The organism is Roseburia amylophila (assembly GCF_025567465.1).
Classification (GTDB): domain Bacteria; phylum Bacillota; class Clostridia; order Lachnospirales; family Lachnospiraceae; genus Roseburia_C; species Roseburia_C amylophila.
In genome coordinates this window covers 1-19,013 of record NZ_JAOQKI010000002.1, presented here as the reverse complement: position 1 = coordinate 19,013, position 19,013 = coordinate 1, and the positions used below count along the sequence as shown (strand labels likewise).

General features: G+C 41.7%; 17 protein-coding genes. 16 read left to right on the top strand and 1 reads right to left on the bottom strand.

Annotation, left to right across the window (positions count from 1 at the left end; all coding sequences use genetic code 11):
- Nucleotides 1-54 precede the first annotated feature (54 nt).
- From OCV43_RS01550 to OCV43_RS01535, 4 genes are read left to right on the top strand one after another with little or no spacing between them, the layout of a single operon-like run.
- Nucleotides 55-1,446, top strand: a complete 1,392-nt coding sequence (locus OCV43_RS01550; protein WP_262623235.1) for an efflux RND transporter periplasmic adaptor subunit — start codon at nt 55-57, stop codon at nt 1,444-1,446.
- Entirely contained in the window at nt 1,443-2,129 is a 687-nt protein-coding gene (locus tag OCV43_RS01545) for an ABC transporter ATP-binding protein (RefSeq protein WP_262623234.1), read from the top strand. Before OCV43_RS01550 ends, OCV43_RS01545 begins: the two co-directional genes overlap by 4 nt.
- A complete protein-coding gene (locus tag OCV43_RS01540; protein ID WP_262623233.1) occupies nt 2,126-3,745 on the top strand; it encodes an efflux RND transporter periplasmic adaptor subunit in 1,620 nt (539 codons plus the stop codon). Before OCV43_RS01545 ends, OCV43_RS01540 begins: the two co-directional genes overlap by 4 nt.
- A gap of 14 nt (nt 3,746-3,759) precedes the next feature.
- Nucleotides 3,760-5,013, top strand: a complete 1,254-nt coding sequence (locus OCV43_RS01535; protein WP_262623232.1) for an ABC transporter permease — start codon at nt 3,760-3,762, stop codon at nt 5,011-5,013.
- A gap of 58 nt (nt 5,014-5,071) precedes the next feature.
- Here OCV43_RS01535 and OCV43_RS01530 read toward each other — a convergent pair whose 3' ends face one another.
- Nucleotides 5,072-5,290 carry a helix-turn-helix domain-containing protein gene (locus OCV43_RS01530; protein ID WP_331494955.1) on the bottom strand — a complete coding sequence of 73 codons (219 nt, stop codon included), beginning with the start codon at nt 5,288-5,290 and terminating at the stop codon, nt 5,072-5,074.
- A 237-nt stretch (nt 5,291-5,527) separates the two neighbouring features.
- On the opposite strand from OCV43_RS01530, the gene OCV43_RS01525 reads away from it, so the two are divergent.
- The 12 genes from OCV43_RS01525 (at nt 5,528) to OCV43_RS01470 (ending at nt 18,890) form a co-directional block, all read left to right on the top strand.
- Nucleotides 5,528-5,992 (top strand): hypothetical protein, encoded by a 465-nt coding sequence (locus OCV43_RS01525; protein WP_262623230.1) that lies wholly within the window; start codon nt 5,528-5,530, stop codon nt 5,990-5,992.
- Between the two features lie 280 nt (nt 5,993-6,272).
- Entirely contained in the window at nt 6,273-6,551 is a 279-nt protein-coding gene (locus tag OCV43_RS01520) for a type II toxin-antitoxin system Phd/YefM family antitoxin (protein WP_022243932.1), read from the top strand.
- Between the two features lie 5 nt (nt 6,552-6,556).
- Nucleotides 6,557-6,874 carry a type II toxin-antitoxin system RelE/ParE family toxin gene (locus OCV43_RS01515; protein ID WP_117947828.1) on the top strand — a complete coding sequence of 106 codons (318 nt, stop codon included), beginning with the start codon at nt 6,557-6,559 and terminating at the stop codon, nt 6,872-6,874.
- Between the two features lie 422 nt (nt 6,875-7,296).
- A complete protein-coding gene (serS, locus tag OCV43_RS01510; protein ID WP_022243934.1) occupies nt 7,297-8,586 on the top strand; it encodes a serine--tRNA ligase in 1,290 nt (429 codons plus the stop codon).
- A gap of 260 nt (nt 8,587-8,846) precedes the next feature.
- On the top strand, nt 8,847-11,546 hold the full coding sequence (locus OCV43_RS01505; RefSeq protein WP_262623229.1) for an FAD-dependent oxidoreductase: 2,700 nt from the start codon (nt 8,847-8,849) through the stop codon (nt 11,544-11,546).
- Between the two features lie 18 nt (nt 11,547-11,564).
- Nucleotides 11,565-11,909: a hydrogenase maturation nickel metallochaperone HypA gene (locus tag OCV43_RS01500; RefSeq protein WP_262623228.1), complete on the top strand. Its 345-nt coding sequence runs from the start codon at nt 11,565-11,567 to the stop codon at nt 11,907-11,909.
- Nucleotides 11,910-11,955: 46 nt separating this feature from the next.
- Nucleotides 11,956-13,005, top strand: a complete 1,050-nt coding sequence (locus tag OCV43_RS01495) for a DUF5692 family protein (RefSeq protein WP_022243937.1) — start codon at nt 11,956-11,958, stop codon at nt 13,003-13,005.
- 21 nt (nt 13,006-13,026) lie between these two features.
- A complete protein-coding gene (gene hypB, locus OCV43_RS01490) occupies nt 13,027-13,689 on the top strand; it encodes a hydrogenase nickel incorporation protein HypB (protein ID WP_022243938.1) in 663 nt (220 codons plus the stop codon).
- A 334-nt stretch (nt 13,690-14,023) separates the two neighbouring features.
- Nucleotides 14,024-15,265, top strand: coding sequence for an ammonium transporter (locus tag OCV43_RS01485; protein ID WP_262623227.1), 1,242 nt, complete (start codon nt 14,024-14,026; stop codon nt 15,263-15,265).
- A gap of 23 nt (nt 15,266-15,288) precedes the next feature.
- A complete protein-coding gene (locus OCV43_RS01480; protein WP_262623226.1) occupies nt 15,289-15,645 on the top strand; it encodes a P-II family nitrogen regulator in 357 nt (118 codons plus the stop codon).
- A gap of 114 nt (nt 15,646-15,759) precedes the next feature.
- Nucleotides 15,760-17,457, top strand: a complete 1,698-nt coding sequence (locus tag OCV43_RS01475; protein ID WP_262623225.1) for a carbon starvation CstA family protein — start codon at nt 15,760-15,762, stop codon at nt 17,455-17,457.
- Between the two features lie 113 nt (nt 17,458-17,570).
- Nucleotides 17,571-18,890: an aspartate kinase gene (locus tag OCV43_RS01470; protein WP_262623224.1), complete on the top strand. Its 1,320-nt coding sequence runs from the start codon at nt 17,571-17,573 to the stop codon at nt 18,888-18,890.
- Nucleotides 18,891-19,013 lie beyond the last annotated feature (123 nt).

Genomic DNA, 19,013 nt, shown 5'->3' with positions numbered 1-19,013 from the left:
CGGCAGTTTCTACAGGTAAAAGGCAGGAAAAAGGAATTATTCAGGAGGAGACAGATGAGCAAAAAGAAGGTAGGCATTATTATTGGAGTTATTGCAGCGGCAGTAGTTGCAGCCGGAGTAGGATTCTATTTCCTAAAGGGAAGAAGCAGCGGTGGAAATTCTGCAGACAAGGTATATGTAGAAAAAGTATCTGCAATTATGAACCAGTCAGCAGGAATCAATAATCGTTACAGTGGTGTGGTAGAACCACAGGAGACCTTAGAGATAAATAAGGATTCCGAACGTAAAGTAAAGGAAGTATACGTTTCTGTTGGTGATGAAGTAGAAGAGGGAACCGTATTATTTTCTTATGATACAGAAGATCTGCAGATGCAGATAGACCAGGCAAAGCTTGAGATGGAAGGCATTGCAAATGACATTTCCAATTCAAATGCACAGATTGCAGAATTGCAGAAAGAAAAAGCAAGCGCACCGGAAGACCAGCAGTTTGAATATACCACACAGATTCAGACACTGCAGACTTCCATTAAGCAGTCAGAATACAACAAGAAAAGCAAACAGGCAGAGATTGACAAATACCAGAAATCCATCGACAACTCAGAAGTAACCAGTAAGATGGCTGGTGTTGTAAAAGAAATCAATGAAAACGGGGTGGATCCCAATGGAAATACTGCAGCATATATGAAAATATTAGCGACAGGCGAGTACCGTGTAAAAGGAACGATTGATGAGACTTCTGTAGGAACAATTTCAGAGGGAACACCGGTTATTTTACGTTCCAGATTAGATGAGACGCAGACCTGGACAGGAAGTATTTCCAAGATTGATACTGAAAGCACCCAGACGGACAGTAATTCTTCTTATATGTATGATGGAGGCAGTTCTGGAGATTCTGCGTCTAAGTATTCATTCTATGTTACTTTGGACAGTACAGACGGACTGATGTTAGGACAGCATTTATATATAGAGCCGGATTACGGACAGGGCGAGGTTGAAGAAAAGGAAGGAGTCTGGCTGTACGGCTATTATATTGTGCAGGATGATGGAGACCCATATGTATGGGCAGCAGACAAGAAGAACAGACTGGAAAAACGCAAGGTAGAATTAGGCGAGTATGATGAGAATCTCGATGAATATGAGATTAAATCCGGACTTTCTGAAGATGACCTGATTGCATTCCCGATGCAGGGACTGTATGAGGGTGTAACAGCAGTTACCAATATGGAAGAAGTAGATTATTCTTCTCCGTTATATAATCAGGAATCTACAGATGATTCCGGTATGGACGAAGGAATGTATGATGAATACGGAACTGAATCTATGGATGAAGGCATGTATAATACTGACGGAACCGAATACATGGACGAAGGAATGTATGATGAAGCCGGAACTGAATTTACAGATGGCGGTGAGTCAGGTGCGACAGATTCGGAGGTGGTTGAATGATTCTGAATCTGCAGCATATCTATAAAGATTACAATCAGGATAAACTGGTAGTTCCGGTATTGAAGGATGTATCTTTACAGGTAGAAGAAGGAGAATATGTTGCTATCATGGGACCGTCCGGTTCCGGGAAGACAACATTGATGAATATTATCGGGTGTCTGGACAGACCGACTTCCGGAACCTATGAACTGGCAGGAAAGGATGTCTTAAACTTAAAAGACCGTGAGATGTCTGCTGCCCGACTGAACAGTATTGGATTTGTATTTCAGAGTTTTCAGCTGATGCCAAGGGAAAGTGCACTGGATAACGTATCACTTCCACTGAGCTATGCCGGTGTAAAGAAGAAAGAACGGAAAGAAAGAGCACAGAAGGCATTGGAGCGTGTAGGATTAGGAGACCGTTCCGGGTTCCGTCCGACACAGCTTTCTGGTGGACAGAAGCAGAGAGTAGCAATTGCCCGTGCCATGGTAAATAATCCGAAGATTTTACTGGCAGACGAGCCGACCGGAGCATTGGACCAGAAATCAGGTAAACAGATTATGGAATTGTTCCAGAGCCTGAATGATGAGGGCGTTACCATTGTCATGATTACCCACGATATTAACATTGCAAAACAGGCAAAGAGAATCCTCCATATAGTAGACGGAGAAATATTTACAGACGATGAGGAGGGCAAGGCATGAAAAAGAAAGTTGTAATTGCAATTCTAATCGTAGTTTTAGCCGGAGGTGGAATCACCGGAGGAGTAGTAGGATACCGGGCATACCAGAATAGTAAGCTGGTAGCAGAGGTACAGTCAGTATCCATGTTAAATACTGGTTCCTGGGGTGACAGCATGGAAAGTGACGGAACCGTGACCAATGGACAGCAGCAGGATGTTTATGTCAGCACAGAGCAGATCATTCAGAAAGTGTTTGTAACAGAAGGACAGGAAGTATCCGAAGGTGACCCGCTGTTACAATATGATATGACCAATATTGACCTGGCAATTGAGATGAAGAAATTAGACATCCAGACAATCGAAAATAATAGTGCTGTAGCACAGAAGGAATTGGAAAAGCTTAAAAATACCAAGCCAATCAGCAATGCCACAACAAGTACACCGTCTGTAGACAGTGTGACGCCATCAGCACCGGAAACACCATCTACGGATACTTCTGTAACCACACCGGATACGGTAGAAGAGAAGAACGGAGATGCCTATAATTATATTTCAACAACGGCGCAGCCATATACCGGAGATGGAAGCCAGGAGAATCCATACCGCTTCTTATGTACAAAGGAAGCATATGTCTATGGAAGCTATCTGAATACATTGAAAAGTGAGGGGAAGGTTGCGGTATTTGAAATTCATGACGGAAATACCGTAGCCGGAACCTTAATCAGTGCATGGACAAAAGTCGGTGCAGCTTTAGAGGAAGCAGACCCGGATGCAAAATGGTATGTTATTGATGGAAGTAAAGTAATTAATGAGCCGGATGTCCCGGATACCCCGGTCGAACCGGTTGTACCGGATACACCATCTGTACCGGATGATAACCAGCAGAGCGGATATACAGCAGATGAACTGGCAAAAGAGATTGCGGATAAAGAAAAAGAACTGACTAAGCTTGATCTGGATAAAAGAAAAGCGGAGCTTGCGTTGAAACAGATGGAAAGCCAGTCAGAAGATGGAATGGTTTATGCTGAGTTTAATGGTACCGTAAAGAAAGCAGGAGATCCGGATAATCTTCCAAATGATGGAAGTGCATTTTTGACACTTTCCGGTTCAGATGGTCTATATGTAAAAGGAACTCTAAATGAGCTTGCATTGGAACAGGTGAAAGTCGGACAGAGTGTTACAGCAACCTCCTGGAGCACCGGAATGGTATTTGATGCAACAATAACAGAGATTAATGATTACCCGGAGGATTCCAATGGCTATTATTATGGCAATGGCAATCCGAATGCATCCTATTATGGCTATACCGCATATATTGAAGACAGCACTGGACTTAGCAATGGAGACAACTTAAGTCTTTCCATTAATCTTGGTGGAGATGAAGATTCTTCCGATAAGATTTATCTGGATAAAGCATATGTGCGTAAGGAAGATGGTAAGAGCTATGTCATGAAGGATGATGGAACTGGTCATCTTGTAAAACAGTATGTGAAGACAGGAAAGACCATATATGGATATGCAGTAGAAATTAAATCCGGAGTTACAATGGATGATTATCTTGCTTTTCCATATGGTAAGACAGCAAAAGAAGGAGTCAAAACCAATAAGGATGAAGATTCCGGAACTGTAATGTATTAGTAGGAGGGACGAACATGTTAGAAAATTTAAGATTATCTTTTCAGGGTATCTGGTCACACAAGATGCGTTCCTTCTTAACTATGCTGGGTATTATTATTGGTATTGCAGCGATTATTGCAATTGTATCTACGATTAAAGGAACGAATGAACAGATTGAGCAGAACCTGATTGGCGCAGGTGATAACAATGTTACAGTGCAGTTGTATCAGGGAGATTATTCCATGGATTTTTCCTATGGAAGTGTACCGGGTGGAATTCCGGTAATTACAAATGAAGCACTGGAGCAGATTAAAGATCTGGATGAAGTAGAGGATGCATCTTTATTCCTTTCCAGACAGGATTATGATGGAGCATACTATAAAAATACTTCTCTTTCCGGCGGTTATATTATGGGAGTAGACAATGGCTACTTTAATACTGCGGGAATGATTATGAAGAGCGGACGCTGCTTTACCGAAGAGGACTACAGTGATTTTGCAAAGGTCGCAATCTTAGATGAAGATTCTGCAGAAGCATTATTTCAGGGTGAGAATCCAATTGGAAAGACCATTGAGATTAAGCAGCAGCCATATATTGTTGTAGGAATTGCAACCAAGAGCGAGCAGTTCGAGCCGGTTATCAATTCCATTGATGATTATTATACTTATTCCCAGGACAGCAGTGGTAAGATTTATGTACCATCTGTAACCTGGCCGATTATCTATCGTTATGACGAACCACAGCAGGTTCTCATTAAAGCAAAGAGCACCAGCGATATGACCAATGCAGGAAAGAAGAGTGCTGATATTTTAAATGGCTATCTCGCAACATCGGATGATACCATTAAGTACAAATCCGATGACTTACTGGAGCAGGCAAAACAAATTCAGCAGTTGAGCCAGTCCACCAATACCATGTTAATCTGGATTGCCGGAATTTCCCTTCTGGTTGGCGGTATCGGTGTAATGAATATCATGCTGGTATCCGTAACAGAGCGTACCAGTGAGATTGGTCTGAAGAAAGCAATCGGAGCAAGAAAGTCTGTTATCTTAGGACAGTTCTTAACCGAGGCAGCCGTACTTACCAGCTTAGGCGGATTGATTGGAGTTCTGGTGGGAATCATATTAGCTGAGATTATCTCGAAACTTAGTACCACACCGGTTGCCATCAGTGCACCGGCAGCCGTAGGCGGCGTGGTATTCTCCATGATTATCGGAATTATTTTCGGTCTTCTGCCATCCTATAAGGCAGCAAACTTAGACCCAATCGAGGCATTGCGTCACGAGTAAAAAATAGAAAAAGTGTAAAAAAAGAGGAAAATTCAGATTTCATTGAATTTTCCTCTTTTTAGGTTTTACTGTCATGATGTAAATGAGTTGTTTTTATATCAGAAAGACCAAGAAAATAATCAGAAGAAACTTGATAGTAATGGCAAAGCTTCAGAAGATGACGGATAGGAAGCTCGTTAGCACCACGTTCGTAACGGGCATACATGGTCTGGGAAGTTCCGAGAACGTCGGCAATTTCCTGCTGGGTTTTGTCATGGTCTTCGCGTAAATTACGCATTCGCTGTATATAATCCATATAATCTCCAAATCTGAAAATAAATCCGGAATTTTTCAAAAATAAATTTATATAATTCTCAAAAAATCCAGAATATATCCTAAAAATAATATGTCTTGCAGAGGACTTTTTTAATTTATCATAATAAAGATGTTTACTATTGATTTTAGTAAATATATGTACTAAAATAGAGAGCAGTTCAAATGATAAAAGGAAGATAAACAGGAAAGGCGGACATTTATGAAAAACAGAAAGATTTCAACAGCAATAGCGGAAAAAGTTATGACAGGAGTATTAACGATACTTATGGCAATATCAGTTACAGCCTGCGGCAGCACGAAGGAGCAGGAAAATTCAGCTGCCACAGAAGTGACCGAAGCAGTTGTCACAACTGAGACAGAGAGCGAGACAGCAACGGAGGCAAAGGTAGAAAATGAGATCGTGACAGAGACCGAGGCTGTGACGGAGACAGAAACGGAGGAGCCGGTGCTGTTTCGGGTGAAGGTTACAAGTGAAAATGGAGCATATTTAACAGACCAGCCAAGTGACAAAGAGTATCACGATTTTATTTTGACGGATTATGGAACCGAGTTTGATGTATTAGAAGTTTTTAATAATGAGGCAGAAGGATATACCTTTTATAGGGTTAATTGGAATGGACATAGAGAGTTTTTGTGGGATAGAGATGCAACAGTTATCGACTAACCATACATTCATCACATTTTTCAGCAACACAGTATTTTAGATATAAAGAACTGCAAAAATTTTGTTAAAAGAAAAATCGCTTAGACCGTGAATGTGCCAAGGCACATTCTTTTTCCAGAAATGAACATGGATATAGTAAAAAGTAACAAAAATCCCTTCCGAATTTTGTTATGGGTTTTATGGTTTTACGATGGTTTACGATGGGTTTACGAATGGAAAACTTGATAATATAGTCAAATCATGATATGATGTGACTATAATATAGGCGGAGGTGTTTTTTATGCATGCATTACAGGAAACAATACGACCATCTGCAGATTTAAGAAATCATTATAGTGAAATTTCAAAACAATGCAGAGAAGAAAATGAAGCGGTTATAATCACAGTAAATGGTCGTGGTGATACAGTCTCTCTTTCGTATGAGGAATATAAAAGAATGAAGTCAAGAATAGAACTTTTGGAAATTCTTACAGAAGCGGAAGATGATGTAAAGAATGGTAGAGTAGCACCGGTTCGTGAAACATTTGATGATTTAAGACAAATGCTTGGGGAGGAATAGAATTATTGAAATATGAAGTTGTTCGTACAGAAACGGCAGATGCGCAGATTAGAAAAATCGTATTGTATATAGCCGAAAATTTTGGTAATAAGGTTGCACTGGAAAAATTAGAAGAACTGGAACAGAATATTCTTGATTTGGCAGTTCATCCATTAAAGGGGGGAGAAACGCATTATCTGGTATTGAAAAGACAAGGGTATCGGGTGTTGATATTGGAAAAAAATCTGGTTTTCTATAAGATAAATGAAGAAAATAAAAGAGTTATAATCTATGCTGTTGTTGACCAACGCCAGGATTACTTAAATATAATCAGAGGATTGTAGAATCCCCTTGCGTAAATCCACTCCCCGCGCTATAATAGGAAACAGAGTAAAAACAGCGTTTGACGAAAGCTAAGATTGACGGAATAATTCAGAGAGCTGGCGGCTGGTGTGAGCCGGTATTAGGAAGCAATTGGTCCACTTTCGGAGGCTGGTGGTGAAAGCCACGGGTTCGTACCCCTTATGATACGCAATGAAGTGGTCGCAGGCAAAGAAGAGAAGACGTAAAAAGAGATGCGGCAAAATGGGTGGCAACGCGGAACGGTAGATAAGCCTTTCGTCCCATGTATGAAAATGCATGGGATGGAAGGCATTTTTTTACTTTACAGGAAATTGCTTTTCTGTAAAGTAAAAATCGCATGCTTACGAATCAATCCTATAAAATTTTCAAAAAAAGCACATGATATCAAAGAAGGAGAACAAAGATGATTGATTTAAAATTCTTACGGGAAAATCCGGACATCGTAAAAGAGAACATTAAGAAGAAATTCCAGGATCACAAATTGCCACTGGTAGACGAGGTAATTGAGTTAGATGAGCAGGCAAGAAGTGCACAGCAGGAAGCAGATGCATTACGTGCAAACCGTAACAGTATTTCCAAGCAGATTGGTGCATTGATGGGACAGGGCAAGAAAGACGAAGCTATGGCATTAAAAGAGCAGGTAAGCAAAGATGCAGCCCGCCTTGCAGAGTTAGAAGAGCAGGAAAAAGATTTACAGGAAAAGATTACCAGGATTATGATGACAATTCCAAACATCATAGACCCATCCGTTCCGATTGGAAAAGATGATTCCTGTAACGTAGAAATTGAAAAATTTGGTGAGCCGGTTGTTCCGGATTTTGAAATCCCATATCATACCGATATCATGGATCGTTTCCATGGTATTGATTTGGACGCAGCAGGAAAAGTTGCGGGAAATGGCTTCTACTATCTGATGGGAGACATTGCAAGAGTACATTCTGCAGTTATTTCTTATGCAAGAGATTTCATGATTGACCGTGGATTCACATACTGTGTACCACCATTTATGATTCGGAGCAATGTTGTAACCGGTGTTATGAGTTTTGATGAAATGGATGCCATGATGTATAAAATCGAAGGTGAGGATTTGTATCTGATTGGTACTTCTGAGCATTCCATGATTGGTAAATTCATTGATACCATCAATGATGAAGAAAAACTTCCATATACCCTGACCAGCTACTCTCCATGTTTCCGTAAAGAAAAAGGAGCACATGGTATTGAAGAACGTGGTGTATATCGTATCCACCAGTTTGAGAAGCAGGAAATGATTGTTGTATGTAAGCCGGAAGAGTCCAAAGAGTGGTATGACAAGCTCTGGAAGAATACCGTAGATTTGTTCCGCAGCTTAGATATTCCGGTACGTACCCTTGAGTGCTGTTCCGGAGACTTAGCAGACTTGAAAGTGAAATCCTGTGACGTAGAAGCATGGTCTCCACGTCAGAAGAAATACTTCGAAGTAGGAAGCTGCTCTAACTTAGGCGATGCACAGGCAAGAAGACTGAAAATTCGTGTCAAAGGCAAGGATGGAAATAAATATTTCGCACATACCTTAAATAATACTGTAGTTGCACCACCTCGTATGCTGATTGCGTTCTTAGAGAACAACCTCAATGCGGACGGAAGCGTAAATATTCCAAAGGCATTGCAGCCATATATGGGTGGAAAAGAAAAACTGATTCCACTGGATTAATTGAAAATAAGAATTTTGGAAACTGATTTTGAAAAAATAAGTTTCAAATAGTGAGAAAATCAAAAGAAACAGGAAACTGTGTTTTGTGTATAAAATTCACAAGACACAGTTTCTTTTTTATGAAGAACTATTGTGAAAAGTGTGATAATTATTGATAAAAATAACCGGATATTGTATAATATATACAAATACTGTGATGAATCACGACAAAAAACAACCTGTGAGGGGAGCAATACAGGTATCATACAAAGGAGGGGCACATGGCAGAACCAAGAGAATTGATTCTGAAACTTGGTCAGAAGATTACAGACCGAATCGGAGTAAAAGTTACGGAAAATGACCCGGAATACTGGGGCTTGGCAAGTGTAGTGACGGATGAGATGGCAGAAGTTGCACTGGCAATGAAAGTCAGAGTACCGGTTACCGCAGCAGAAGTAGCAAAGAAATGTAAGAAGAGCGTAGAGCGGACCGAAGAACTCTTAGAAGAAATGAGTGTCATTGGAGTCATTGAGTACAACTGGGAGAACGAAGACCATCACAAACAGTATGTACTTCCAATGTTCGTACCGGGATGCGCAGAATTCATGGTAATGAACAAAGAGCAGGTGGAAGAGCATACAGAAATCGCAGATTTCTTTGAGCAGATGGCAAGACTTCCACTGGAGAAAGTAACACCGATGGTTCCGCTGGGTGGAGCAGGAATCGGAATGCATGTTATTCCGGTAGAGAAAGCAATCCCGGCAAACCAGCAGTCGGCAAGCGTGGAGCATATTTCCCACTGGCTCAATAAATATGATAAATATTCCGTTGGCGCATGTTCCTGCAGACGGCAACAGCGAATCCGTGGGGAGGGAACCGGAGACTTAGAGGATGATTTATGTATTGGTGTCGGTGATATGGCAGATTACTGTGTAGAGACCGGAAAGGGCCGTTACATTGATTATGATGAAGTAATGGAGATTCTGCAGCGAGCAGAGGATAATGGCTATGTCCATCAGATTACCAACATTGATGGAGAAGATAAAATCTTTGCAATCTGTAACTGTGCAGTCGGTGTATGTAATGCATTGCGTACATCCCAGCTTTTCAACACACCGAATATGTCACGCTCCGCATACCGTGCCAGCGTAGAGCCGGAGAAATGTGTAGCCTGCGGAAGATGTGTAGAGTACTGTCCGGCTGGTGCAGCAAAGCTCGGACAGAAATTATGCACCAAAGATGGCGGACATATTACCTATCCGCAGCAGGAGCTTCCGGATACCACCAAGTGGGGACCGGAAAAATGGAATCCAAATTACAGGGATGATAACCAGATTAACTGTTATGACACCGGTACCGCACCATGTAAGACAGCATGTCCGGCACATCTTCCAGTACAGGGATATATTAAAATGGCATCTCAGGGAAGATATCTGGATGCATTGAAGCTGATTAAGACGGAGAATCCGTTCCCGGCAGTATGTGGAGCAATCTGTAACCGCCGCTGCGAAGATGCATGTACCAGGGGAACCATTGACCAGGCAGTAGCTATTGATGAAATCAAGAAATTCATTGCGGAACAGGAGCTCCATGCAGAGAAGCGTTATATTCCACCAATGTTGAATTATTCTGGAAAGCCTTTTGAGGAGAAGGTAGCAGTAATCGGAGCAGGACCGGCAGGGATGTCAGCCGCATTCTATTTAAAGAAAATGGGTTATCCGGTTACTGTATTTGAAAAAGAAAAAAGACCGGGTGGTATGCTGATGAACGGTATTCCATCTTTCCGTCTGGAAAAAGATGTGATCAATGCAGAAATCGATGTGCTGCGCGAGATGGGAGTAGAATTCAAGTGCGGCGTAGAAGTTGGCGAGGACATTACCATAGCACAGCTGCGTGAACAGGGGTATAAAGCATTTTACATAGCAATTGGTGCACAGGGCGGACGTATGACCGGAGTACCGGGAGAAGACGCCGTAGGCGTAGAAACCGGAGTAGACTTCTTGCGTTGTGTCAATTTAAATGAAGAAGGCGTGAAATTATCCGGCAAGACCGTAGTAATCGGTGGAGGAAATGTAGCAGTAGACGTTGCAAGAACCGCACTTCGTACCGGATCTTCCGATGTATCCATGTTCTGTCTGGAATCAAGAGATATTATGCCGGCAGCCGATGATGAGGTGGCAGAGGCAGAAGAAGAGGGCATTGTGGTAAATAATTCCTGGGGACCAAAGGAAATCCTTACCGAGAATGGCAAAGTAACCGCAGTGGTATTCAAAAAATGTATCTCTGTACTGGATGAGAATAAACGGTTTTCACCAAAATATGACGAAGAAGAATTATTAACCGTTTCTTGTGACCAGGTATTATTATCCATTGGACAGTCTATTAAGTGGGGGGCTTTATTAGAAGGAACCAAAGTGGAATTTAATCCGAACGGAACCTTAAAGGCAGACCCGGTAACATATCAGACCGCAGAGCCGGATATCTTTACCGGTGGAGATAACTATACCGGACCAAGATTTGCCATTGATGCCATTGCAGCAGGAAAAGAAGGCTGTGTATCTATTCACCGTTTTGTTCATGAAGGACAGAGCCTTACTTTGGGACGTAACAGAAGACAGTTCATTGAGCTGGATAAAGACAATATTAAAGTTGAGACCTTTGACAATGCAAAACGTCAGGTGCCGGGACATAAGGCTGGAGATGCAAAGCATACCTTCCGTGATTTACGAAGCACCTTTACCGAGGAGCAGGTACAGAAGGAAGCAAACCGCTGCTTAGGCTGTGGTGCTACCGTAGTAGACCCGAATAAGTGTATCGGCTGTGGAATCTGTACAACGAAGTGCGAATTTGACGCCATCCACTTAAGCCGTGACCTGCCGGATGCAAGCCGCATGGTAAAATCAGAAGACAAGTTAAAGGCAATCTTCCCATATATGTTAAAGCGTGAGATTAAGATTAAATTCAAAGGCAGGAAGAAATAAAAAGCAGGATGTGAGTGTATGCATGAACTGGGAATTATCATTCATATTTCCAAAACATTAAAGGAAGTAGCAGAAGAAAATGAAGTGACGAAGATAGGTTCTGTTACGCTGGAAGTTGGAGAGGTCAGCGGAATTGTCCCGGAATACCTTTTAGACTGCTGGGACTATTACCGGAAGAAATCGGACCTGTTATCGGAATCGGAATTGCGTATCGAGACGCTTCCGGCGGTAACCATGTGCGAGAATTGCAAAAAGACTTATCCGACTGTAAAATTCGGCAGACAGTGCCCGTACTGTAAGAGTGATGACACCTATCTGCTGACGGGAAATGAATGCAGTATCAAAGAAATGGAGGCCTGCTGAGGCAGGCTTTCCAATAAATAATTTACCAAAGAAAGAAGGGGTTAAAATGTTGTTTCATGTTTATGGAGGAAATGGAATTTATCAGTGGATTGCCATGCTGGCAGTCTTAGCCGGACTTATTTTATTAAATGAGTTTGCAAGAAGAACCAAGTTTGGTGGACTTATGATGTTTGGAATTATTCCGCTGGCACTTACCGTTTACTTTGTTGTAATTGCAGTATGCGCAGGACAGGGCGTAGAATGGGCCGTAAATAACCAGACACATCTTTATATGAATGGATGGTTCCATTACGCAAAACTGTATGCAGCACTTGCCGGATGTATCGGCTTTATGATGATTAAGTATGAATGGGGTATTGGAAAGAAACAGTGGTTCCGCGCATTCCCATTTGTAATCGTAGCAATTAATATTTTGATTGCAGTAGCCAGCGATTTCGAATCCGCAATCAACGGCTGGTATTCCTGGTGGTTATCTTCCGAAGATGTATGGCTTTATGGTGGCTGGCACAACGTAATGAACGGAATCGCAGGAATCTTAAATATCCTTTGCATGACAGGCTGGTGGAAAGTATATTCCTCCAAAGACAAGAAGGATATGATCTGGCCGGATATGATCTGGGTTTACATTGTAGTATATGATATCTGGAACTTTGCTTATACCTACAATTGTCTGCCAACCCACTCCTGGTTCTGTGGTGTAGCACTGCTTTTAGCACCTACTATTGCAGCATTAATCTGGAACAAGGGTGGCTGGATTATGAACCGTGCAAATACACTGGCAATCTGGTGTATGTTTGCTCAGATTTTTCCACTGTTTCAGGAGACTACTGCCGATGGAACAACCTATTATCCATGGGCAACCGTTTCCAGACAGTATGCAGACGGAACGGTAAATGGCATTGTAGCAGGAACTTCGAACAACGCAGATCCGACCGCAATGACCATCGTCAGCGCACTGGCACTGATTGTAAATGCCATTGCATTAGGATACATCATTTACAAATCGGTAAAGAACAAGAAGAATCCGTATACCAACGAAGTATTTACAGACTTCAAGTATTATAAAGATGCACTGGCAAGAGCAGATGTAAAATAAGATATAATTGAGGAACTGGAAATGAAAGTAATTGAAGTAAAAAGAAGTATATTTGAAAATAATGATAAGGATGCTGCCAGCTTAAGAGAACAGTTAAAGGGAGAGAAAACATTTCTCTTAAATCTGATGTCTTCACCGGGAAGTGGCAAGACTTCTACTCTGGTGCCAACGGTCAATGAGCTGTTAAAGGACTACCGGGTAGGAGTCATGGAAGCGGATATTGATTCCGATGTAGATGCATGGACGATTGCTGATAAGACAAAGGCAAAGGTTGTGCAGCTTCATACCGGCGGTATGTGCCATCTGGATGCAGACATGACCAGACAGGGCTTGAAGGAGCTTGGCACTGAGGATGTAGATATTGCTATCCTTGAAAATGTGGGGAACCTTGTCTGCCCGGCAGAATTTGATACCGGAGCAGTGAAGAATGCAATGATTTTGTCCGTACCGGAAGGACACGACAAGCCATTGAAATATCCATTAATCTTTACCGTATGCGATGCACTTATTATCAATAAAATTGATGTGCTGCCATATTTTGACTTTGATATGGATAAGGTAAAGGAGTATGCATGGAAACGGAATCCGAATCTTAAGATATTCCCAATCTCCGCAAAGACCGGAGAGGGAATGGAAGCATGGTACTCCTGGCTGAAAGAAGAAGCAGATAAATGGATGAAATAAAGTATCCTTTTGGGTGAGAAAACAGCCGGAAATATCGCAAAAGAACTAACAAAAGAACAAAAAATAATTAATTGATTAAAAAATGCCCTTGCAATAGGGATAAAAAAGTGCTATAGTCCTAGCTATAGACGAAGATGTCAAAAACACGAAAACGTGTTTTTGGCATCTTTTTTTACTTTACAGGAAATTGCTTTCCTGTAAAGTAAAAAACGCTCCGCGAGGATGCACACTGCGGCGTATAAGGTAGATGTCGCAAGCGACCGCCGCAGGTGCGAGAATGTGCCAAGGCACATTCTTTATTCCGTGAGTAGCGAGAAAAGAAGGAGGATTAGATATGAATACTGGAGATACAGCCTTTATGCTGATTGCAACAGCACTTGTGTTTTTTATGACACCGGGACTTGCATTTTTCTATGGAGGTCTTGTACGAAGAAAGAATGTATGTAACACGATGATGGCATGTGTGGCAATTATGGGATTGTCGGTAGTGCTTTGGACACTGTTTGGTTATTCCCTTGCATTTGGTGGCAACCATGGAGGTATCATCGGAGATTTCCGCTGGATAGCCTTGAATGGTGTAGGCTGGGAAGCAGGTCCTTATGCAGATACCATTCCACATCTTTTATTCTGTGCGTTCCAGATGATGTTTGCCATGATTACACCGGCACTGATTACCGGTTCCTTAGTAGGAAGAATGAAGTTTAAGGCACTGTTTCTCTTTGTAACACTATGGTCCTTTGTTGTATATTATCCACTGGCACATATGGTCTGGGGAGAAGGTGGACTTTTAGCAGCCATTGGTTCTGTTGATTTCGCCGGAGGAGATGTGGTACATATCAGCTCCGGAGTCAGTGCATTGGTTCTGGCAATCATACTTGGAAGAAGACGTGGCTATGAGCAGGTAACTTATCGTATTCATAATATCCCGTTTGTTGTATTAGGAGCATCCCTTTTATGGTTTGGCTGGTTTGGCTTTAATGCAGGAAGTGCGCTGGCAGCCGACGGACTGGCAGCCCATGCATTTATGACATCTGCAATTTCTGCAGCAGCAGCCTTATTATCCTGGATGTTTATAGACGTTATGAAAGAAGGAAAGCCAACCCTGGTAGGTGCATCCACCGGACTTGTAGTAGGACTTGTGGCAATTACACCGGGAGCAGGATTTGTTCCAATCTGGTCAGCATTTATTATAGGAGCTTTGGTCAGCCCGATTTGTTACTTCGGAGTGGCACTTATTAAGAAGAAACTGAAAATCGATGATGCACTGGATGCTTTCGGATGCCATGGAATCGGTGGTATCTGGGGCGGAATCGCTACCGGAATTTTTGCACAGAAATCCATTAACAGTACTGCAAAATGGGATGGTCTGGTGTTTGGAGATTACCGTCTTTTCCTGGCACAGCTGGAAGGAATTTTAATTACCATTGTAATTGCAGTAGTTGGTACCCTGCTTTGTGTGGCAGTGGTAAGAATCTTTACACCACTTCGTGTAAGCTTAAAAGAAGAACAGCTTGGACTGGATGTAACCCAGCATGGCGAAAATGCTTACCCAAGCTTCAACGGATTAGACCAGTAGGATAGAAAAGGAGATAATCAGATATGATGATTAAAATAGATGCAATTGTACGGGAAGAAAAATTCGAAGATGTAAAAGCAGCATTAAATGCCATCGAAGTCAACGGTATTACAGTATCGCAGGTTATGGGCTGCGGTGTGCAGAGAGGATATAAGGAAATCGTCCGGGGCATGGAAGTGGCAGTGCAGATGCTTCCGAAAATCAAATTTGAAATCGTAGTATCTTCCGAGGAATGGGAACAAAAGACCATCGAAGCCATTCAGAAGGCAGCCTTTACCGGAGAAGTCGGTGATGGCAAAATCTTCAGCTATGAGATTCGCTCCGCCCAGAAAATCCGTACCGGAGAGACCGGCTATGACGCATTACAGAGCAACGATTAAAGGAAGGATAGATTAAAAAAGTAATACAAAATTGATTAAATTTAGACCTTGACATTAAATTTAAAAGGGAGTAAAAACAATAATTAAATAATTCATATGAGGAGGAATTTGAAAATGAATGGTTTAGTTATTGTATTAATAGCCATCGTATTGTTGGCTGCCGGTTATTTACTTTATGGACGCTGGCTGGCTAAGAAATGGGGAATCGACCCGAAAGCTGAAACCCCTGCAGTAAAATATGAAGACGGAGAGGACTTTGTTCCTTCATCCAGATTTACCGTATTCTCACATCAGTTCTCATCTATCGCTGGTGCAGGTCCTGTAACGGGACCAATCCTTGCCAGTGTGTTCGGATGGGTACCGGTATTCTTATGGATAGTAGTTGGTGGATTGTTCTTTGGAGCAGTACAGGACTTCGGTGCTCTGTACGCATCAGTTAAGAACGAAGGAAAATCCATGGGTATGATTATTGAAAAGTACATCGGTAAGATGGGAAGAAAACTTTTCATGTTATTCTGCTGGTTATTTACCCTTTTGGTAATCGCAGCATTTACAGATATGGTTGCCGGAACCTTCAATGCATATCCGGCAGGTGATGGTAATGCTGTATATGCTAACGGTGCAGCAGCAACCGTTTCCATGTTATTTATTGGTGTTGCAGTTATCCTTGGTATTATCTTAAAGAAAGCACCAAAGATGAACGAAATCGTAAAAGGTATCGTTGCAATTGCATTAATCGTAGTAATGTTTGCAGTAGGCATGAAACTTCCAATCTATACCAATAAGACCATGTGGATCTACATTATCATGATTTACTTATTCTTGGCATCGGTACTTCCAATGTGGCTTTTGATGCAGCCAAGAGATTATATGACAACCTTTATGCTTCTTGGTATGATTATCGGCGCAGTTGTTGGTGTAGTAGTTGCACATCCTGCAATGCAGTTAAATGCATTTAACGGATTCGTTTTAACCGGAGCAGACGGAAGCAAATCTTATCTGTTCCCGACCTTATTTGTAACCATTGCCTGCGGTGCTGTTTCCGGATTCCACAGTCTGGTATCTTCTGAGACATCATCTAAGACCATCCGCAATGAAAAAGATATGCCTATGGTTGGTTATGGTGCAATGGTAGTAGAGTCATTACTTGGAATTATCGTATTGGTCGTTGTTGGTGCAGTAGCTGTAAATGGTACAAAACCAGATGGAACACCATTTGCAATCTTCTCATCCGGTGTTGCCGGTTTCCTTGAAATGTTAGGTGTACCAAATGATGTGGCAACTGTATTTATGACCATGTGTGTATCTGCATTAGCACTTACTTCACTGGATTCTGTAGCACGTATCGGAAGAATGTCCTTCCAGGAATTATTCTATGAGGATACAACAGACCCTGCAAAAATGGGTGGTGTCCGCAAAGTATTAACCAATAAATATTTTGCAACAATCGTAACCTTATTCTTTGGATACTTATTAACACTGGGCGGATACAACAATGTATGGCCGCTGTTTGGTTCCGCAAACCAGTTGCTTGCAGCACTTGTTTTGATTGCACTGGCTGTATTCTTAAAGACTACCGGACGTACCGGCTGGACGCTGTATGTACCAATGGTAAGCATGCTGGCAGTAACCTTTACTGCACTGGTTCAGAAACTCATTGCACTGGTAAGCAATGTAATGAATGGAACTGCAGTATTCTTAGTAGATGGATTGCAGCTCATTGTTGCAGTTCTTCTGATGGTATTAGGTGTTATGGTAGCAGCAAGCTGCTTTACCAAACTATTAAAGACCAAAAAACAGGAAGAAGCATAAGTTGAATAGAAATTAAATTGAAATTTTTAAATGGAAATTACATTTACTTCTTTTCAAATGGGGAAAAATAAGATACAATCTTGAGTTATGAGATAGTAAAGGAGCAAATGACGATGATTAAGGTAGTTAAATTTGGTGGAAGTTCACTTGCAAGTGCAACGCAGTTTGCAAAAGTAGGCAGGATTATCACATCAGACCCGGAACGCCGCTATGTTGTACCAAGTGCACCGGGAAAACGAAATTCCAAAGATACCAAGGTAACAGATATGTTATATGCATGTTATGCTCTGGCGGAAAATGATGAGGATTTCGATAAGGAATTAAAAAAGATTGCAGAACGTTATGATTCCATTATTAACGGATTGAACTTAAAGCTTTCTCTGAAAGATGAGTTTGAAGTAATTGCGAAGAACTTTGCAGCCAAGGCAGGTTCTGATTATGCAGCTTCCAGAGGCGAATATTTAAATGGTATTGTAATGGCGAACTATTTAGGCTATGAATTTGTGGATGCGGCAGAAGTGATTTTCTTTGATAAAGATGGTAACTTTGATGCAGACAAGACAGATAAAGTGTTGAGCAAACGTCTTTCCAAGGTTGAACGTGCTGTAGTTCCTGGATTTTACGGTTCCATGCCGGACGGAAGTGTTAAGACCTTCTCCAGAGGAGGCTCTGACATTACAGGATCTATTGTTGCAAAAGCAGTACATGCAACAGCATATGAGAACTGGACTGATGTATCCGGATTCCTGATTGCAGACCCAAGAATTATTGACAATCCGGAACCAATTAAAGTAATTACATACCGTGAGTTAAGAGAGCTTTCCTACATGGGAGCAAGCGTATTGCATGAAGATGCAGTATTCCCGGTTCGTAAAGCCGGTATTCCAATTAATATCCGTAATACCAATGCACCGGAAGACGAAGGAACATGGATTGTGGAAACAACCTGTCACCAGTCCAAATATACCATTACCGGTATTGCAGGAAAGAAAGGCTTCGTATCTGTAAATATTGATAAAGATATGATGAATTCAGAAGTTGGTTTTGGACGTAAAGTACTTTCTGCGTTTGAAGAAAACGGTATTAACTTTGAACATATGCCATCCGGTATTGATACCATGACCGTATTTGTACATCAGCCGGAATTCGAAGGCAAAGAACAGGCAGTTGTATCTGCAATTCACCGTCTTGCAAAGCCGGACAGCGTAGAATTAGAGTCCAACATCGCCCTGATTGCAGTTGTAGGACGTGGTATGCGTTCCACCAGAGGAACATCCGGAAGAATCTTCTCAGCACTGGCACATGCAAATGTCAATGTTAAGATGATTGACCAGGGGTCATCTGAGTTAAATATTATCATCGGAGTAAGTAATTCTGATTTTGAAAATGCCATCAAGGCAATTTATGATATTTTCGTAACAACACAGTTATAAGAAAACTGAAGAAAATATATAAAGAAGATGTAGAAAAAGAGACCTGTTATTTTGAGGTGACCCCTCAAAGTTAGACTTTTACGAGGCGACTTCGGTCGTCTCGTTTTTCTTTATGCAGCTAAA